Source organism: Paracidovorax cattleyae (assembly GCF_900104515.1).
GTDB classification, from domain to species: domain Bacteria; phylum Pseudomonadota; class Gammaproteobacteria; order Burkholderiales; family Burkholderiaceae_C; genus Paracidovorax; species Paracidovorax cattleyae.
Genome location: NZ_FNJL01000004.1, coordinates 182627 through 197181, shown reverse-complemented (window position 1 = coordinate 197181; position 14555 = coordinate 182627). Strand labels below are relative to the sequence as shown.

Sequence of the window (14555 nt, the reverse complement as noted above, 5' to 3'; positions counted from 1 at the left end):
TTCTATGTCGCTGTTACTGACTTCCCTGACGCTTCTGTGCGTCCTCGGCATCTCCGTCGGACAACTCCTGTTCAAGAAGGCCGCCATGCTGCTGCCACCGCAACCCGCGATCACGGACTGGCTGTTCAACGGCTGGCTCATCGTGGCCCTGGCGCTGTACGGCCTCACGACGTTGCTATGGATCTGGGTGCTGCGCAGCGCGCCCCTGCATCTGGCCTATCCCTTCATGGGTCTTGCCTTCCTCATCGTTCCGACCTTGGGCTGGCTCTTCCTGGGCGAGCCGCTGCACCTGCAGACCTTCATCGGCGGTGCGTTGATTCTTGCGGGCATCGCCGTGGCCGGGAGGGCCGGGGCATGATGCGGACCCGCAGCACGATGTCCATCGCGGTGGCGATTCCCTGCTACAAGGTCACGCAGCACGTGCTGGGGGTGATCAGCGCGATACCGGCGTCCGTGGAACGCATCTATGCCGTGGACGATGCCTGCCCCGATGGAAGCGGCGCCTTCATCCAGGCGAACTGCACCGATCCGCGCTTGCAGGTGCTCTTCAATCCGGAAAACCGCGGCGTCGGCGGCGCGATCGTGACCGCCTACCACCAGGCGATCGCCGACGGCATGCACATCGTGGTGAAGATCGACGGCGACGGGCAGATGGACCCGGCACTGCTGCCGCACTTCGTGCGCCCGATCCTGGCGGGCCGTGCCGACTACACCAAGGGGAACCGCTTCTTCCGGCCGGAATCGGTGCGCGGCATGCCCCCGGTGCGGCTTTTCGGCAATGCCGTGCTGTCGTTCATGACCAAGCTGAGCTGCGGATACTGGACCATCATGGACCCGACCAACGGGTACACCGCCGTCCATACCAGCGTGCTCCGCGAGTTGCCGCTCGACAAGCTCGAGCGGCGCTATTTCTTCGAGACGGACATGCTGTTCCGCCTCAACACCCTGCGCGCCGTCGTGCGCGACGTGCCGATGGATTCCGTGTATGCGGATGAAGAATCCAACCTGAAGATCGGCAAGGTGCTGCCCGAATTCCTGAAGAAGCACGCCTCGCGCTTCCTGCGCCGCTATGGCTACAGCTATTTCGTGCGCGACTTCAACGCGGGATCGATCTACAGCATCTTCGGCCTGCTGCTGCTGGCCTGGGGCAGCATCTTCGGCGCGCGGCAATGGATCCACAGCGCCATGGGAGACCAGCCGGCCACCAGTGGCACCGTCATGCTGGCCGCGCTTCCCGTCATGGTGGGCATCCAGTTCCTCGTGGCTTTCCTGCACCACGACGTGAGCAGCGTGCCGACGGAGCCCCTGAGCCCGCAGCTGGCCGACGAGTGCGAGCCGGACATCGGCCGCCACGCCTCGTCCTGCTGAGCCGTCCACCCGGCAGCCTGCCGCGCGCGATGGCAGGACCGCGCCACCGGGGGAAACCGCCATTCCGTGGACTGCAACCGCCCATTTACACGACCCGCAGATGCCCCACTCCGACGTGCCTGCCCTTGCTGCTGCAGGCCTTCTCCCCCTGTCCCTCTGGAAGCCCCCCGGCGACCTGATCGGCGTCTTCACCGACATCGACGACACGCTGACCACCGACGGCGCCATCACGGCCGACGCGCTGGACGCGCTGCAGGCGCTCCGGGATGCCGGGCTCATGGTCATCCCCGTCACCGGCCGCCCCGCGGGCTGGAGCGAACCTTTCGCCCTCTCCTGGCCCGTCCATGCGATCGTGGCGGAGAACGGCGCGGTGGCGATGGTGCGCCTCCCTGGTGGCGCCGACGCTGCCGCCGGACACCTGGATGGCGTGCTGGTGCGCCCAACCGGTCCCGGCGAGCCGGCGCTGCGCAAGTTCTACCAGCAGGACGCGGCCACGCGCGCGGCGCAATACGCGCGCATGCAGCAGGTGCTGGCGCGGATCGAGAACGAGGTGCCGGGTGCCCACCGGGCCACCGACTCCGCCGGGCGGGAGTGCGACATCGCCATCGACCACAGCGAATTCACACACCTGCCGCAGGCCGCCATCGATGCCGTCGTGCGGCGCATGCGCGCCGAGGGCATGCACGCCACGGTGAGCAGCATCCACATCAATGGCTGGTACGGCGACCACGACAAGCTCGCAGGCGCACGCTGGATCGTGCGCGAGCTCTTCGGCCGCCCGCTGGACGAGGAGATCGGGCGCTGGGTGTACGTGGGCGATTCCACCAACGACCAGAAGATGTTCGAGGCCTTCCCGCACAGCGTGGGCGTGGCCAACATCGCGCGGTTCGTGCCGCAACTGGCGCACCGGCCCCGCCACGTCACGCGCGCGGAGCGCGGCGCCGGTTTCGCAGAAGTGGCGCGCGCGATACTGCAGCCCGGCCGGCCGCCGGAGCGCCGCTGACGGCGGGCCACGAAGCGGAGGCCGCGAGTCAGGCGGGTTTGGCCAGCCCCAGCCGCTCGATGATGGCCTTCTCCCGCGAGTAGGTGTCCTGGGCGAACTGGCGGTACGCCGCCGTGTCCATGTAGATGGGCACCATGTCGTAGCGCGCCAGGGCGCTGCGGTAGTTCTCCTGGTCCATGGCGACCTTGAAGGCGTCGTGCAGGCGGCGGACCACGTCCGCGGGCGTTCCCTTCGGAGCGCCGATGCCGAAGGGGGAGTTCTGCACGATGTCGATGCCCAGTTCCTTCAGCGTGGGCGCATCCGGGAACTTGGCAAGCCGCTCCGCGCCCCAGGTGTTCAGCACCCGCAGCTTGCCGGCCTCCACCTGCGGCGCGAAGCCCGTGGAGTCCGCGGCGGCCATGAGCTGTCCGCCCAGGATGCCCTGCATGAGGTCCGCGCTGCCCTTGTAGGGCACGTGCAGCAGCTGCAGGCCCAGTTGCTGCACCACCCGCTCCATGGTCAGGTGCGGGCTCGTGAGCGCACCGGTGGAACCGTAGCTGAGCTTGCCGGGATTCGCCCTGGCATAGGCCACGAAATCCGCCCAGGTCTTGAAGGGAGAGTCGGCCGGAACGACCACGCCGAACGCATAGCCCGTCACGTTGATCACGTAGCTGATGTCCTTGACGGGGTCCCAGTTGATCTTCGTGGTGTAGGGCATGCGGAAGACCCCGAGCGGGATCTGCGCGACCGTGTAGCCATCCGCTGGCGAGGACTGCAGCATCTGCGCGGGCAGCGTCCCCCCGGCGCCGGGCTTGTTGTCGATGATGACGGGCTGGCCCAGCACCTTGGATGCGTTTTCCGCGAGCACCCGCATCGTGATGTCGGTGGGCCCGCCCGCGGGGAAGGCGACGACCAGCTTGACGGGGCGCGCGGGAAAGCCCTGGGCCCGAGCCGCAAGGGCGGGCGCGAGGGCGGCGGCGCCCCACTGGATCCAACGACGTCGCTGCATGTACGTGACTCCTGAACGAAAACGGAAGAAAGAAAATGGCTCGGGGCATTGCAGCGCAGCCCGCCCGGCGTGCCAACACCGCAAACCCTGACCCACTGTCACCCGCGCGTCACGCTGGAGTGCGACCTCGGCGCCCGGAAGCCCACCGGCAGCCGGATCAACGGTCGCGGTCGGTGCGATGGACCGGCACGGGCGCCACCTGCAGCGGCGGAGCGTCGCATCCCTGCCCGGCCGCGATCCACCGCCGGGCCAGCCGGGCCATCCAGCGCAGCGCCCAGGCGCGGCGCCAGCCGGTGACGGCGGCCGGGTCCGCCACCAGGCCGCAGACATAGCGGCCGGCGATGCCCGGAGCCGTGCCCGGGCTCCACCGCAATGCCGCGCACGGCCCGCTGCGGCGGCGCGAGACCACCATGCCCAGCGGGCACGGCTCTGCCAGGCAGCACAGACCACAGCCATTGCAGGGCGCGCCGAAGGCCGGCTGGGGCGGAGCGTCGCGATGCCGGAACACCACCCGCCCGGCAACGGCGAAACCATCGGCCAGCCCCCCAGCATCCGGGACGGGGGCATCAGCAGACGATTCGGGGGAGGTCATGGTCGGGGGCCGGGGTCGGGCGGGAATGGGGTCGGGAGCGGTCAGCGGGGCAGGGGGATCCAGGATGCCCATCATCCCGTGGCCGGCACCGGAGGGCAAGCAGGACCGCTCCGCCCCCGGGGCCATCGCGCCCGGGGAGCCGGCCCAGGCAAAAAAAAGCGCCCGGAGGGCGCCTTCTTCGGTTCACGGGCCGGGATGGCTCCCGTCCGCTGGTGCGCAGCGCGGCTGTCGCCGCGCCCGCCTCAGTGCTGCAGGATCTTGTTGAGAAAGTCCTTCGTGCGGGGCTGCCGCGCATCGGGATTGTTGAAGAAGTCGTCCTTGGAGCAATCCTCCAGGATCTTGCCGCCCACGTCCATGAAGATGACGCGGTTGCTCACCTTGCGTGCGAAGCCCATCTCGTGGGTCACGCACATCATGGTCATGCCTTCGTTGGCCAGGCTCACCATCACGTCCAGCACCTCGCCGACCATTTCCGGGTCGAGGGCCGAGGTGGGCTCGTCGAAGAGCATCACGATGGGGTCCATCGACAGCGCGCGCGCGATCGCCACGCGCTGCTGCTGCCCGCCGGACAGCTGGCCCGGGAACTTGTCCTTGTGCGCGGACAGGCCCACGCGGTCGAGCATCTTGAGGCCGCGCTGCTTCGCCTCGTCGGCGCGGCGCCCCAGCACCTTGATCTGGGCGATCGTGAGGTTCTCCGTCACCGACAGGTGCGGGAACAGCTCGAAGTGCTGGAACACCATGCCGACCTGGCTGCGCAGCTTGGGCAGGTTGGTCTTCGGGTCGTGGATGGCCACACCGTTGACATAGATCTCGCCCTTCTGGATGGGCTCCAGCGCGTTGATCGTCTTGATCAGCGTGGACTTGCCCGAGCCCGAGGGGCCGCACACGACCACCACTTCACCCTTGCGGATGCTGGTGGAGCAGTCGCTCAGCACCTGGAAGCTGCCATACCACTTGGAAACGTTCTTGAGTTCAATCATTTGCTTTATTCCTCACTCACTTGCCGCACGGGTCAGCGGATGATGGCGATCTTGCGGTGCAGTCGCTTCACCGCCCACGAGAGCGCGAAGCACATGATGAAGTACACGACCGCGGCCAGCAGGTAGGCCTCGATCGGGCGGCCGTAGTTCTTGCCTGCGGTCTCGAAGCCCTTGAGCATGTCGTAGGCGCCGATGGCATACACGAGCGACGTGTCCTGGAACAGGATGATGGTCTGCGTCAGCAGCACCGGCAGCATGTTGCGGAACGCCTGTGGCAGGATCACGATTTTCATGTTCTGGCCGTAGGTCATGCCCAGCGCCTGGCCTGCGAACACCTGGCCGCGCGAAATGGACTGGATGCCGGCCCGCATGATCTCGCTGAAGTACGCCGCCTCGAAGGCGATGAAGGTGATGATGGCCGACAGCTCGGAGCGGTAGCTCGAGCCGATCCCGCCGGGCAGGGCCGCGTAGAACGAAGCCGGCACCAGCAGGAAGAACCACAGGATCACCATCACCAGCGGAATGCTGCGCATGCCGTTGACGTAGATGGTGGCCGGCACGTCCAGCCACTTCCTGCCCGAGAGGCGCATCAGCGCCAGCACGGTGCCCAGCAGGATGCCGCCGATCGTGGCGATCAGCGTCAGCATGATGCTGAAATAGAAGCCCTTGACGACGAACTTGCTGATGATGTCCCAGCTGTAGAAGGAAAAGTCGAGATTCATCATGTCAGTGGCCTCCCCCCGTGCCGCCAGCGACGATGAAGCCCGGGACGCGCGCACGCTTTTCGATGAAGGCCATGATGCGGTTGATGGCGAACGCCGAGACGACGTAGAGCCCCGTCACCGCCAGGTAGATTTCGATGCCGCGCGAGGTCTCCTCCTGCGCCTGCATGGCGAACATGGTCAGCTCGGTCACCGACACGGCGAAAGCCACCGACGAGTTCTTGAAGATGTTCATCGTCTCGCTGGTCAGCGGCGGCAGGATGATGCGGAATGCCATGGGCAGAAGCACGTAGCGGTAGTACTGCACCGTGGTGAAGCCCAAAGCCATGCCGGCGTAGCGCTGGCCGCGCGGCAGGGCCTGGATGCCCGAGCGCACCTGCTCGGCGATCCGTGCGGACGTGAAGAATCCCAGCGCCAGCACCACGAGGACGAAGCCGGAAACGCTCTTCATCACCGGGAAGATGGCCGGCACCACGTGATACCACAGGAAGATCTGCACCAGCAGGGGAATGTTGCGGAACAGCTCCACCCACGCATTCCCGAAGCCGGTCAGAAACTTGTTGTCCGGCAGCGTGCGCAGCGTGCCGATGACCGAGCCGGCCACCAGCGCGATCACCAGCGCCAGCAGGGCCACCGACACGGTCCAGCCCCAGGCCGAGAGCATCCACTGGAGGTAGGTCGGATAATCGCCCCCCGGGTCCTGCAGGAAGACCTGCCAATCCCAATTCGATCCCATGGGAATTCCTTCTCAAATCGTCATACGTCCTGAAATCCGACGGCCGTCCGCCCACCGCAGCGGGACAACAAGCAAACGCCCACCGGCGAGGTGGGCGTTCGCAGGAGCGGACAGGTCCGTGCGCATCAATCCTTGAGCGTGTATTCCTCCATGGGCTTGTCGTTGGGGTTCGCCCACGCGGCCTTGGTGGCTTCGCTCACCGGCAGGCCGATCTTCACGTTGTTCGGCGGGATGGGCTGCATGAACCACTTGTCGTAGAGCTTGGCCATCTCGCCCGACTTCATCATGCCCTTCAGGCTGTCGTCCACGGCCTTCTTGAAGGCCGGGTCGTCCTTGCGGATCATGATCGCGATGGGCTCCACGCTCAGCGTTTCGCCGACGATCTTGAAGTCGTTGGGAGCCTTGGACTTGGCGATGTTGGACGCGAGGATGGAACCGTCCATGATGAAGGCGTCCGCACGGCCCGACTCCAGCAGCAGGAAGCTGTCGGAATGGTCCTTGCCGAACACTTCCTTGAACGTCAGGCCGTCGGCGCGCTTGTTCTTGCGCAAGGTCTGCACCGAGGTGGTGCCGGTCGTCGTGGCGATGGTCTTGCCGTTCAGGTCCTTGATGCCGGCAATGCCGGAGTTGGCCTTGACGGCGATACGCACTTCTTCCACGTAGGTGGTCACGGCGAAGGCCACATCCTTCTGGCGCGCCTGGTTGTTGGTGGTCGAGCCGCACTCGATGTCCACGGTACCGTTCTGCACCAGGGGGATGCGGTTCTGCGAGGTCACGGGCTGGTACTTGGTTTCCAGCTTGGCCAGGCCGAGCTGCTTCTGCACGTCGGAGATCACGCGGGCGCAGACGTCGTAATGGAAGCCGGTGTACTTGCCGTCGCCCAGGGTGTAGGAGAGACCGGAAGACTCGCGCACGCCCTCGGTAATGGTGCCGGAGGCCTTGATCCTGGCCAGCGTGTCGTTCGACTGGGCGAACGCGCCGCCCGCAGCGAGCGCCATCACGGCAACTGCCAACAATTGTTTCTTCATCACGATCTCCTTAGCTTATGGATACAAGGGAAGGGGTCATTCTAGATAGACGCAGGCAAGGCACTCGCCGTTGCAGGGAATATCCCGAATGGGGGAAACGCGCGTGCCCGGAGGCCTGCGTCAGAACGGAACCTGGTCCGAGGGGTATTTCCAGAACTCCCGCAGCAGGTAGCTGACAGGCAAGTTCAGTGCCCGGTTGGAGGGCGGGATGGGCTGGAGGAACCACTTGTCGTAGATGGGATGGATCTCGCGGCTCGTGATGAGCCGGCGCATCTCGTCGTCCACCACCTTCTTGAATTCAGGATCGCCCTTGGGCAGCATGATGGCCAGCGCCTCGGCCGTGACGAACTTGCCGACCACTTTCAGCGCCTTGGGGTCGGGGCGGCCCGCGGCGAACGCGTAGAGCAGCACGTCGTCCATCGCGAAGGCATCGGCCTCGCCCTTTTCCACCATCTCCACGGCCCGCTGGTCGTCCGGTGACTCGATCACGTTGATCTGCAGGGCGCGCTCGCGGTTGAGTTGCTGCACGGCCCGCAGCGCGGTCGTGCCGCGGGTGGACACCAGCTTGTGCCCGCCCATGTCCTCGATGCGGTCGAGCGGGCTCGATGCCTTGACCAACAGGCGGGTGCCGGTGATGAAGTGTGGAATGGTGAACGCGACGATCTGCCGGCGCTCCGCATTGTTGGTGGTGGAGCCGCATTCGAGGTCGGCCCGTCCCCGGGTGATGGCGTCCATCCGGTTGCCGAGGTCCACCGGGACGTAGGCGATGTCCATGTCCTTGCGGCCCGTCTTGCGGCGCACGGCATCCGCCACCCGCTGGCACAGCTCCACGGCATAGCCGGCCGGTCGCCCCGCGGCATCCTTGAAGGCGAAGGGAGAAGCCGCGTCCCGGTACGCCACGACCAGCTTGCCGCCCGAAGCGATGCGCTCCAGGACTCCCGCATGGGAGGCCACGGCACAGCAGAGTGAGGCCATCCCCAGGAGGGTACGCCACGGGCGAACAGGATTCATGGTTTGTCTCGGCATGGAATACGAACCAACGCAAAAACCGCGCCAGCTGGGCATCTCTTTTGACTGCAGTTCAGTAACTGCTGCCTGGAACCGGTCGGGACTGTAAGTCCTGTCCCCACCACTTTCCAATGCCGATTGCAGGATTACATCATGCAATCAAGACATAACCAAGCCAGCGCATGCTACAGCGGCTTGTCGGTGCCATGGGCCTGCAGGTAAGCCCACAGGGATTCCACCGTCCCCTTGGCGCGCTCCTTGCCGGAGGACTTCTGCCGGTAGGCACGCACTTCCATCGACATCTGCATGTCCGGCATGCCCTCGCGCACCGCGCTCGCCAGCCGGCGCGAGCGCAGTTCCTTCTTCACCGCACTGTGCGGCAGAAAGGCGACGCCGTGACCTTCCAGCGCCATGGCCTTCAGGCCTTCGGCCATGTCGGTCTCGTACACGCGGTCCAGGTGGATGGGGATGCCGGACTGCTTGAGGATGAGTTCCGTCACCCGGCCCAGGTAGGCCCCGGGCGCATAGCCCAGGTAGGGCAGCGGATGGGCCGGTTCGCCCGGCAGCGCGTAGAGCGGCCGGCCATCGGCGTCCGCCCGGGCATACGGCGACAGGATCTCCTGCCCCAGCGTGAGCATCTCGTACCGGTCGGAATCCAGCTGCAGGGGCTGCGAGGGATGGTGGTAGGCGATCAGAAGGTCGCAGCCCCCTTCCACCAGGCGCAGCACCGCATCGTGCACGTTCAGGGCGATCAGCCGGCTCTTCACCGGCCCGAAGCGCTCGCGCAGGCCGGAGAGCCAGGCGGGAAAGAAGGTGAAGGCGAGCGTATGCGGAACCGCGAACTCGACCATGTCCTTGTCGGCGCTGGTGTGCGCCCTCAGCATGGCCCGGGTGTTCTGCAGCGACTGCAGCACGTCCAGCGCTTCCTCGTACAGGGTCTTGCCCGCCGGCGTGAGCCGGGTGGGATAGGAACTGCGATCCACCAGATCGGTTCCTGCCCAGGCTTCCAGGGCCTGGATGCGCCGCGAGAACGCGGGCTGGGTTACGTGACGCAGCTGCGCCGACCGGCTGAAGCTGCGCGTCTCCGCGAGGCTGACAAAGTCCTCGAGCCACTTGGTTTCCATGGGGCGCCATTATCGGCTCCGCGGCGTCCGCACGGCCGCGTGCACTTCGGGAAATCCTGCACCGGATTCGCATACATCCGGTTGCACAATGCTCGCCTGCGCCTACCCGGCGCCATCGACCGTCCAGCCCGGGGCCCACCACGCCGCGGACACCGGACCGCAGCCGTCCTCCGTCCGCCCGCCGCCCCCCATGCCCGAATCCCTGCCACCCGACGCAGAAGCCGATGCTTCCGCCGCCCCCACCGCGCCCGTGGCCCCCCCGCCTTCCGCGGATACCGCCACCGAGCGCTCGCTGCGCTTCGAGGACTGCCTGACCGTGGCCATCATGGCCCTGCTGGCGCTCATCACGTTCGCCAACGTGCTCGTCCGTCATTTCACCAACTCCTCCTTTGCCTGGACCGAGGAGATCTCCGTCTTCCTGATGATCGTGCTGGCGCTGGTGGCAGGCTCGGCCGCAGTGGCGCGGGACGTGCACATCCGCATCGAGTATTTCGCCGAGGGCGGCTCCGCGGCGCGCCGGCGGCGCCTCGCCCGGTTCGGGGCCCTTTCGGTCGCGGTCCTGTTCGCAGGCATCGCCGTGCTCAGCGCCCGGGTCACGTGGGACGACTGGCGCTTCGGCGAGACATCGCCGGGCATCGGGGTGCCGCAGTGGTGGTACTCCGCCTGGCTGCCGCTGCTGTCGGCGCTGATCACGCTGCGCGCCCTCGGCCTCTTCCGCCGCCAGGACGCGGCAGCCGGCACACCGGGTGCCCGGCCATGATCGCGGCGCTGCTCTTCGCGGTCTTCCTGGGCATGATGGCCGCCGGCGTGCCGATCGGCGCCGCGCTCGGCCTGGCCGGTACCGCCGCCATCGCCATCGCCAACGCCGACGCACCCTGGTTCGGGCTGCTGGCCGTGCCGCAGAACTTCTATGCAGGGCTCGGCAAGTACCCCCTGCTCGCGATTCCCATGTTCGTGCTGGTCGGATCGATCTTCGACCGCTCCGGCGTGGCGCTTCGCCTGGTGAACTTCGCGGTCGCCATCGTCGGCCGCGGCCCGGGCATGCTGCCGCTGGTGGCCATCGCGGTGGCGATGTTCCTGGGCGGCATTTCGGGCTCCGGGCCGGCGAACGCCGCGGCCGTGGGCGGCGTGATGATCGCTGCCATGTCGCGCGCGGGCTACCCGGGCTCGTTCTCGGCCAGCGTGGTCGGCGCGGCGGCGGCCACCGACATCCTGATCCCGCCCTCCGTCGCCTTCATCATCTACTCGGTGCTCGTGCCCGGCGCCTCCGTGCCCGCCCTGTTCGCTGCTGGCATGGTGCCCGGCGTGCTCGCGGGAATCGCGCTGGTGGTGCCCGCGGTCTGGCTGGCGCGCCGCCACCGCATGGGCGCGCTGGAGGCCACGATGCCCCGCCCCCCGTTCTGGAAGAGCCTGCGCGAAGCCTCCTGGGGCCTGGCCGCGCCGGTGGTCATCCTCGGCGGCATGCGCGCGGGCTGGTTCACGCCCACCGAGGCGGCAGTGGTCGCGGTGTTCTACGGCCTCTTCGTGGGCATGTGCATCCACCGCACCATCGGCCTGCGCGATCTGTTCCCGATCCTGCGCGAGGCCGGCGAGCTCTCGGCAGTGATCCTGCTGGTGGTCTCGCTGGCAGGCATCTTCGCGTTCTCGCTGTCCACGCTCGGCGTGATCGATCCGATCGCCAACGCCATCGTGCACTCGGGCCTCGGCGAATGGGGTGTGCTCGCGCTGCTGATCCTGCTGCTGATCACCGTGGGCATGTTCCTGGACGGCATCTCGATCTTCCTGATCTTCGTGCCGCTGCTCCTGCCCATCATGCAGCACTACCAGTGGGACCCCGTCTGGTTCGGCGTGATCCTCACCCTGAAGGTAGCGCTCGGCCAGTTCACGCCACCGCTGGCCGTGAACCTCATGGTGTCCTGCCGCATCGCGGGCGTGCGCATGGAGTCCACGGTGCGCTGGGTGGGCCCCATGCTGCTGGCCATGTTCCTCGTGATGGTGGCCGTCATCGCCTTTCCGCAACTGGCCCTCTGGCTTCCGGCACGCCTGGGCTATTGAAGCCCGCGCGTTTTTCCCTTTGACGAAATCGACGACGAACAGGAGACCATCCATGCAACTGCGCACCTTCCTCGCCACCGCCGTGGCCGCCGCGGCCGCCCTCGCGTTCAGCGCGGCACCGGCCGCCGCGCAGAACTACAAGAGCGAATACCGGATGTCGCTGGTGCTGGGCACCGCCTTCCCGTGGGGCAAGGGCGGCGAGCTCTGGGCGAACAAGGTGCGCGAGCGCACGCAGGGCAGCATCAACATCAAGCTCTATCCGGGCGTCTCGCTCATCCAGGGCGACCAGACCCGCGAGTTCAGCGCGCTGCGCCAGGGCGTGATCGACATGGCCGTGGGCTCCACCATCAACTGGTCGCCGCAGGTCAAGGCCCTCAACCTCTTCTCCCTGCCCTTCCTCTTCCCCGACTACGCCTCGGTGGACGCGGTCACGCAGGGCGAGGTCGGCAAGAGCATCTTCCAGACGCTCGACAAGGCCGGCGTGGTGCCGCTCGCGTGGGGCGAGAATGGCTACCGCGAAATCTCCAACTCCAAGCGTCCGATCAAGACACCCGCCGACCTCAAGGGCCTGAAGATCCGCGTGGTCGGTTCGCCGCTGTTCCTCGACACCTTCACGGCGCTGGGCGCCAACCCCACCCAGATGAGCTGGGCCGATGCCCAGCCCGCCATGGCGAGCGGCGCCGTGGACGGGCAGGAGAACCCCGTGTCGGTGTACATGGCGGCCAAGCTCTACACCGTGGCGCAGAAGTACGTCACCATGTGGGGCTACATGAACGATCCGCTCATCTTCGTGGTGAACAAGGACATCTGGAATTCCTGGACGCCCGCGGACCGCGAGATCGTGCGCCAGGCCGCCATCGACGCCGGCAAGGAGCAGATCGCCATCGCGCGCAAGGGCATGGTCGAGGCCGACAAGCCCCTGCTCAAGGAGATCGCCAGCCACGGCGTCACCGTGACACAGCTCGGCCCGCAGGAGCGCCAGGCCTTCGTGCAGGCCACCCGCCCGGTCTTCGACAAGTGGAAGGGCCAGATCGGCGCCGACCTGGTGGACGCGGCAGAAAAGGCGGTGGCCAAGAAATAGCCCGGATCGGTCACTCTTCGCGCGACTGCTGGCGCCACATGTCCGCGTAGCGTCCACCGAGCGCCAACAACTGCACGTGCGTGCCGCGCTCGACGATCCGTCCCGCATCCATCACCAGGATCTCGTGCGCGTCCACCACCGTCGAGAGCCGATGCGCGACGAGCAGCACCGTCTTGCCCTGGGCGGCGCTGCGCAACTCGGCCTGTATCGCCCGCTCGTTGGCCGTATCGAGCGCGGAGGTGGCCTCGTCGAACACGAGGATGGGCGGATTCTTGAGCAGCGTGCGGGCGATGGCCACGCGCTGTTTTTCGCCACCCGACAGCTTCAGGCCCCGCTCGCCCACCTGCGTGCCATACCCTGCCGGCAGTCCCGCGATGAAATCATGGATGCGCGCGGCCCGCGCCGCGGCCTCGATGTCCGGCTGCGATGCGCCCGGCCTGCCGTAGGCGATGTTGTAGGCGATGGTTTCGTTGAACAGCACCGTGTCCTGCGGCACGGCTCCCACGGCGCGGCGCAGGCTGTCCTGGGTGACCTCCCGGATATCCTGCCCATCGACCGTGATGCGTCCCGCCTGCACGTCGTAGAAGCGGAACAGCAGCCGCGCGAGCGTGGACTTGCCCGAGCCCGAGGGGCCGACCACCGCCACCGTGCGCCCGGGAGGGATCTCGAAATCGACGCCGTGGAGGATGGTGCGCGCCGGCTCATAGGCGAAATGCACGCCTTCGAACCGTAACGACGGCGCAGATGTGCCCAACGACAGCGGTAACGCCTGCGGCGCGTCCCGCACTTCCTGCTCACGGTCCATGAGCGTGAACATCTTGTCCAGGTCGGTCAGGCTCTGCTTGATCTCGCGGTAGATCACGCCCAGGAAGTTGAGGGGAATGTAGAGCTGGATCATGAAGGCATTCACCATCACCAGGTCCCCCAGCGTCATGCGGCCATCGGCCACGCCCTGCGCCGCGCGCCACAGCATGGCGACCAGGGCCGTGGCGATGATGAGCTGCTGCCCCGCGTTGAGCAGCGACAGCGACGTCTGGCTCTTCAGGCGCGCGCGCCGCAGCTGCTCCAGGCTCTCGTCGTACCGGCGCACCTCGAAAGGCTCGTTGTTGAAGTACTTGACGGTCTCGTAGTTCAGCAGCGAATCCACGGCCTTGGTATGGGCCGCGGAATCGAAGGCATTGGCCTCGCGGCGAAAGTGGGTGCGCCACTCGGTGAGCATCACGGTGAACAGGATGTAGCAGGCCAGCGCGGCCAGCGTGATCCAGGCGAAGGCCGGATCGAACTTTCCCCCGAGCACCGCCAGAACCAGGAACACCTCGATCAGCGTGGCACCGATGTTGAAGAGCGTGAAGGAGATCAGCGACTCGATGCCGCGCACCCCGCGCTCGATGTCGCGCGTCATCCCACCGGTCTGCCGCTCCAGGTGGAAACGCAAGCTGAGTGCGTGCAGATGCTCGAAAGTCTGCAGCGCGATGCGGCGCGCGGCGCCCTGCGTGGCCTTGGCGAAGACGAGTTCGCGCAGCTCGGTGAAGACCGAGGTGCTCAGCCGCAGCAGGCCGTAGGCCGCAAGCAACCCTGCGGGCACCATCACGATCGCGGCGGCGGAACCCGGCGCGGGAGCCATCGCATCCACGATGCGCTTGAGCAGCAGCGGCACGCCAACGTTCGCGAGCTTGGCGCCAATGACGAATACCAGCGCGGCCATCACCCGCCAGCGGTAATGCAGCAGGTAGGGGATCAGGCGGGCGCTCGTGGCGCGGTCGCTGCGGGCGGCGGCGGGCACGGCCGCAGGAGGGGAGGAGGCAGTGGCTGGGTCGCCGTGGGGGCGCATGGGGGACAATCCCGGTCGTTGTTCGTTCTTACCGGGATT

Annotated in this window: 15 protein-coding genes; 6 read left to right on the top strand and 9 right to left on the bottom strand. The window is 67.0% G+C overall.

The window, feature by feature from the left end:
* Positions 1-4: 4 nt before the first annotated feature.
* The 3 genes from BLR05_RS04890 (at position 5) to BLR05_RS04880 (ending at position 2371) form a co-directional block, all read left to right on the top strand.
* On the top strand, positions 5-358 hold the full coding sequence (locus BLR05_RS04890) for an EamA family transporter (protein ID WP_092832701.1): 354 nt from the start codon (positions 5-7) through the stop codon (positions 356-358).
* Complete coding sequence (locus BLR05_RS04885; protein ID WP_092832700.1) at positions 355-1368, top strand: glycosyltransferase family 2 protein; 1014 nt, start codon at positions 355-357, stop codon at positions 1366-1368. The genes BLR05_RS04890 and BLR05_RS04885 overlap by 4 nt, the downstream gene beginning before the upstream one ends.
* A gap of 100 nt (positions 1369-1468) precedes the next feature.
* On the top strand, positions 1469-2371 hold the full coding sequence (locus tag BLR05_RS04880; protein ID WP_092832699.1) for an HAD-IIB family hydrolase: 903 nt from the start codon (positions 1469-1471) through the stop codon (positions 2369-2371).
* A gap of 28 nt (positions 2372-2399) precedes the next feature.
* Here BLR05_RS04880 and BLR05_RS04875 read toward each other — a convergent pair whose 3' ends face one another.
* The 8 genes from BLR05_RS04875 to BLR05_RS04840 form a co-directional block, all read right to left on the bottom strand.
* Positions 2400-3359 carry a tripartite tricarboxylate transporter substrate binding protein gene (locus BLR05_RS04875; protein WP_092832698.1) on the bottom strand — a complete coding sequence of 320 codons (960 nt, stop codon included), beginning with the start codon at positions 3357-3359 and terminating at the stop codon, positions 2400-2402.
* Positions 3360-3516: 157 nt separating this feature from the next.
* A complete protein-coding gene (locus tag BLR05_RS04870) occupies positions 3517-3951 on the bottom strand; it encodes a hypothetical protein (RefSeq protein WP_353615659.1) in 435 nt (144 codons plus the stop codon).
* Between the two features lie 242 nt (positions 3952-4193).
* The gene (locus tag BLR05_RS04865; RefSeq protein WP_092832696.1) at positions 4194-4931 is read right to left on the bottom strand and encodes an amino acid ABC transporter ATP-binding protein; all 738 of its coding nucleotides are present in this window, start codon (positions 4929-4931) and stop codon (positions 4194-4196) included.
* A 32-nt stretch (positions 4932-4963) separates the two neighbouring features.
* Positions 4964-5656: an amino acid ABC transporter permease gene (locus BLR05_RS04860; protein ID WP_092832695.1), complete on the bottom strand. Its 693-nt coding sequence runs from the start codon at positions 5654-5656 to the stop codon at positions 4964-4966.
* Position 5657: 1 nt separating this feature from the next.
* Positions 5658-6389 (bottom strand): amino acid ABC transporter permease, encoded by a 732-nt coding sequence (locus BLR05_RS04855; RefSeq protein ID WP_092832694.1) that lies wholly within the window; start codon positions 6387-6389, stop codon positions 5658-5660.
* A 125-nt stretch (positions 6390-6514) separates the two neighbouring features.
* The gene (locus tag BLR05_RS04850) at positions 6515-7417 is read right to left on the bottom strand and encodes an amino acid ABC transporter substrate-binding protein (RefSeq protein WP_092832693.1); all 903 of its coding nucleotides are present in this window, start codon (positions 7415-7417) and stop codon (positions 6515-6517) included.
* Positions 7418-7537: 120 nt separating this feature from the next.
* A complete protein-coding gene (locus BLR05_RS04845) occupies positions 7538-8428 on the bottom strand; it encodes an amino acid ABC transporter substrate-binding protein (RefSeq protein ID WP_092832692.1) in 891 nt (296 codons plus the stop codon).
* Positions 8429-8610: 182 nt separating this feature from the next.
* Complete coding sequence (locus BLR05_RS04840; protein WP_092832691.1) at positions 8611-9549, bottom strand: LysR substrate-binding domain-containing protein; 939 nt, start codon at positions 9547-9549, stop codon at positions 8611-8613.
* Positions 9550-9739: 190 nt separating this feature from the next.
* Here BLR05_RS04840 and BLR05_RS04835 point away from each other — a divergent pair, with 190 nt between their 5' ends.
* Genes BLR05_RS04835 through BLR05_RS04825 form a run of 3 tightly spaced genes read left to right on the top strand, consistent with a single transcriptional unit; the run spans position 9740 to position 12685 of the window.
* Positions 9740-10309: a TRAP transporter small permease gene (locus BLR05_RS04835; RefSeq protein ID WP_192883807.1), complete on the top strand. Its 570-nt coding sequence runs from the start codon at positions 9740-9742 to the stop codon at positions 10307-10309.
* Positions 10306-11604: a TRAP transporter large permease gene (locus BLR05_RS04830; RefSeq protein ID WP_092832690.1), complete on the top strand. Its 1299-nt coding sequence runs from the start codon at positions 10306-10308 to the stop codon at positions 11602-11604. Before BLR05_RS04835 ends, BLR05_RS04830 begins: the two co-directional genes overlap by 4 nt.
* Before the next feature lie 52 nt (positions 11605-11656).
* The gene (locus tag BLR05_RS04825) at positions 11657-12685 is read left to right on the top strand and encodes a DctP family TRAP transporter solute-binding subunit (protein ID WP_092832689.1); all 1029 of its coding nucleotides are present in this window, start codon (positions 11657-11659) and stop codon (positions 12683-12685) included.
* Between the two features lie 10 nt (positions 12686-12695).
* On the opposite strand, the gene BLR05_RS04820 is transcribed toward BLR05_RS04825, so the two are convergent.
* Complete coding sequence (locus tag BLR05_RS04820; protein WP_092832688.1) at positions 12696-14516, bottom strand: ABCB family ABC transporter ATP-binding protein/permease; 1821 nt, start codon at positions 14514-14516, stop codon at positions 12696-12698.
* Positions 14517-14555: the final 39 nt, after the last annotated feature.

Bases quoted from the DNA above. Each gene is read 5' to 3' on its own strand.
- BLR05_RS04880 (WP_092832699.1), top strand. From the start codon at position 1,469: ATGCCCCACTCCGACGTGCCTGCCCTTGCTGCTGCAGGCCTTCTCCCC.
- BLR05_RS04820 (WP_092832688.1), bottom strand. From the start codon at position 14,516: ATGCGCCCCCACGGCGACCCAGCCACTGCCTCCTCCCCTCCTGCGGCC.
- BLR05_RS04860 (WP_092832695.1), bottom strand. From the start codon at position 5,656: ATGATGAATCTCGACTTTTCCTTCTACAGCTGGGACATCATCAGCAAG.
- BLR05_RS04870 (WP_353615659.1), bottom strand. From the start codon at position 3,951: ATGACCTCCCCCGAATCGTCTGCTGATGCCCCCGTCCCGGATGCTGGG.
- BLR05_RS04885 (WP_092832700.1), top strand. From the start codon at position 355: ATGATGCGGACCCGCAGCACGATGTCCATCGCGGTGGCGATTCCCTGC.
- BLR05_RS04855 (WP_092832694.1), bottom strand. From the start codon at position 6,389: ATGGGATCGAATTGGGATTGGCAGGTCTTCCTGCAGGACCCGGGGGGC.
- BLR05_RS04875 (WP_092832698.1), bottom strand. From the start codon at position 3,359: ATGCAGCGACGTCGTTGGATCCAGTGGGGCGCCGCCGCCCTCGCGCCC.
- BLR05_RS04840 (WP_092832691.1), bottom strand. From the start codon at position 9,549: ATGGAAACCAAGTGGCTCGAGGACTTTGTCAGCCTCGCGGAGACGCGC.
- BLR05_RS04825 (WP_092832689.1), top strand. From the start codon at position 11,657: ATGCAACTGCGCACCTTCCTCGCCACCGCCGTGGCCGCCGCGGCCGCC.
- BLR05_RS04835 (WP_192883807.1), top strand. From the start codon at position 9,740: ATGCCCGAATCCCTGCCACCCGACGCAGAAGCCGATGCTTCCGCCGCC.
- BLR05_RS04865 (WP_092832696.1), bottom strand. From the start codon at position 4,931: ATGATTGAACTCAAGAACGTTTCCAAGTGGTATGGCAGCTTCCAGGTG.
- BLR05_RS04850 (WP_092832693.1), bottom strand. From the start codon at position 7,417: ATGAAGAAACAATTGTTGGCAGTTGCCGTGATGGCGCTCGCTGCGGGC.
- BLR05_RS04845 (WP_092832692.1), bottom strand. From the start codon at position 8,428: ATGAATCCTGTTCGCCCGTGGCGTACCCTCCTGGGGATGGCCTCACTC.
- BLR05_RS04830 (WP_092832690.1), top strand. From the start codon at position 10,306: ATGATCGCGGCGCTGCTCTTCGCGGTCTTCCTGGGCATGATGGCCGCC.
- BLR05_RS04890 (WP_092832701.1), top strand. From the start codon at position 5: ATGTCGCTGTTACTGACTTCCCTGACGCTTCTGTGCGTCCTCGGCATC.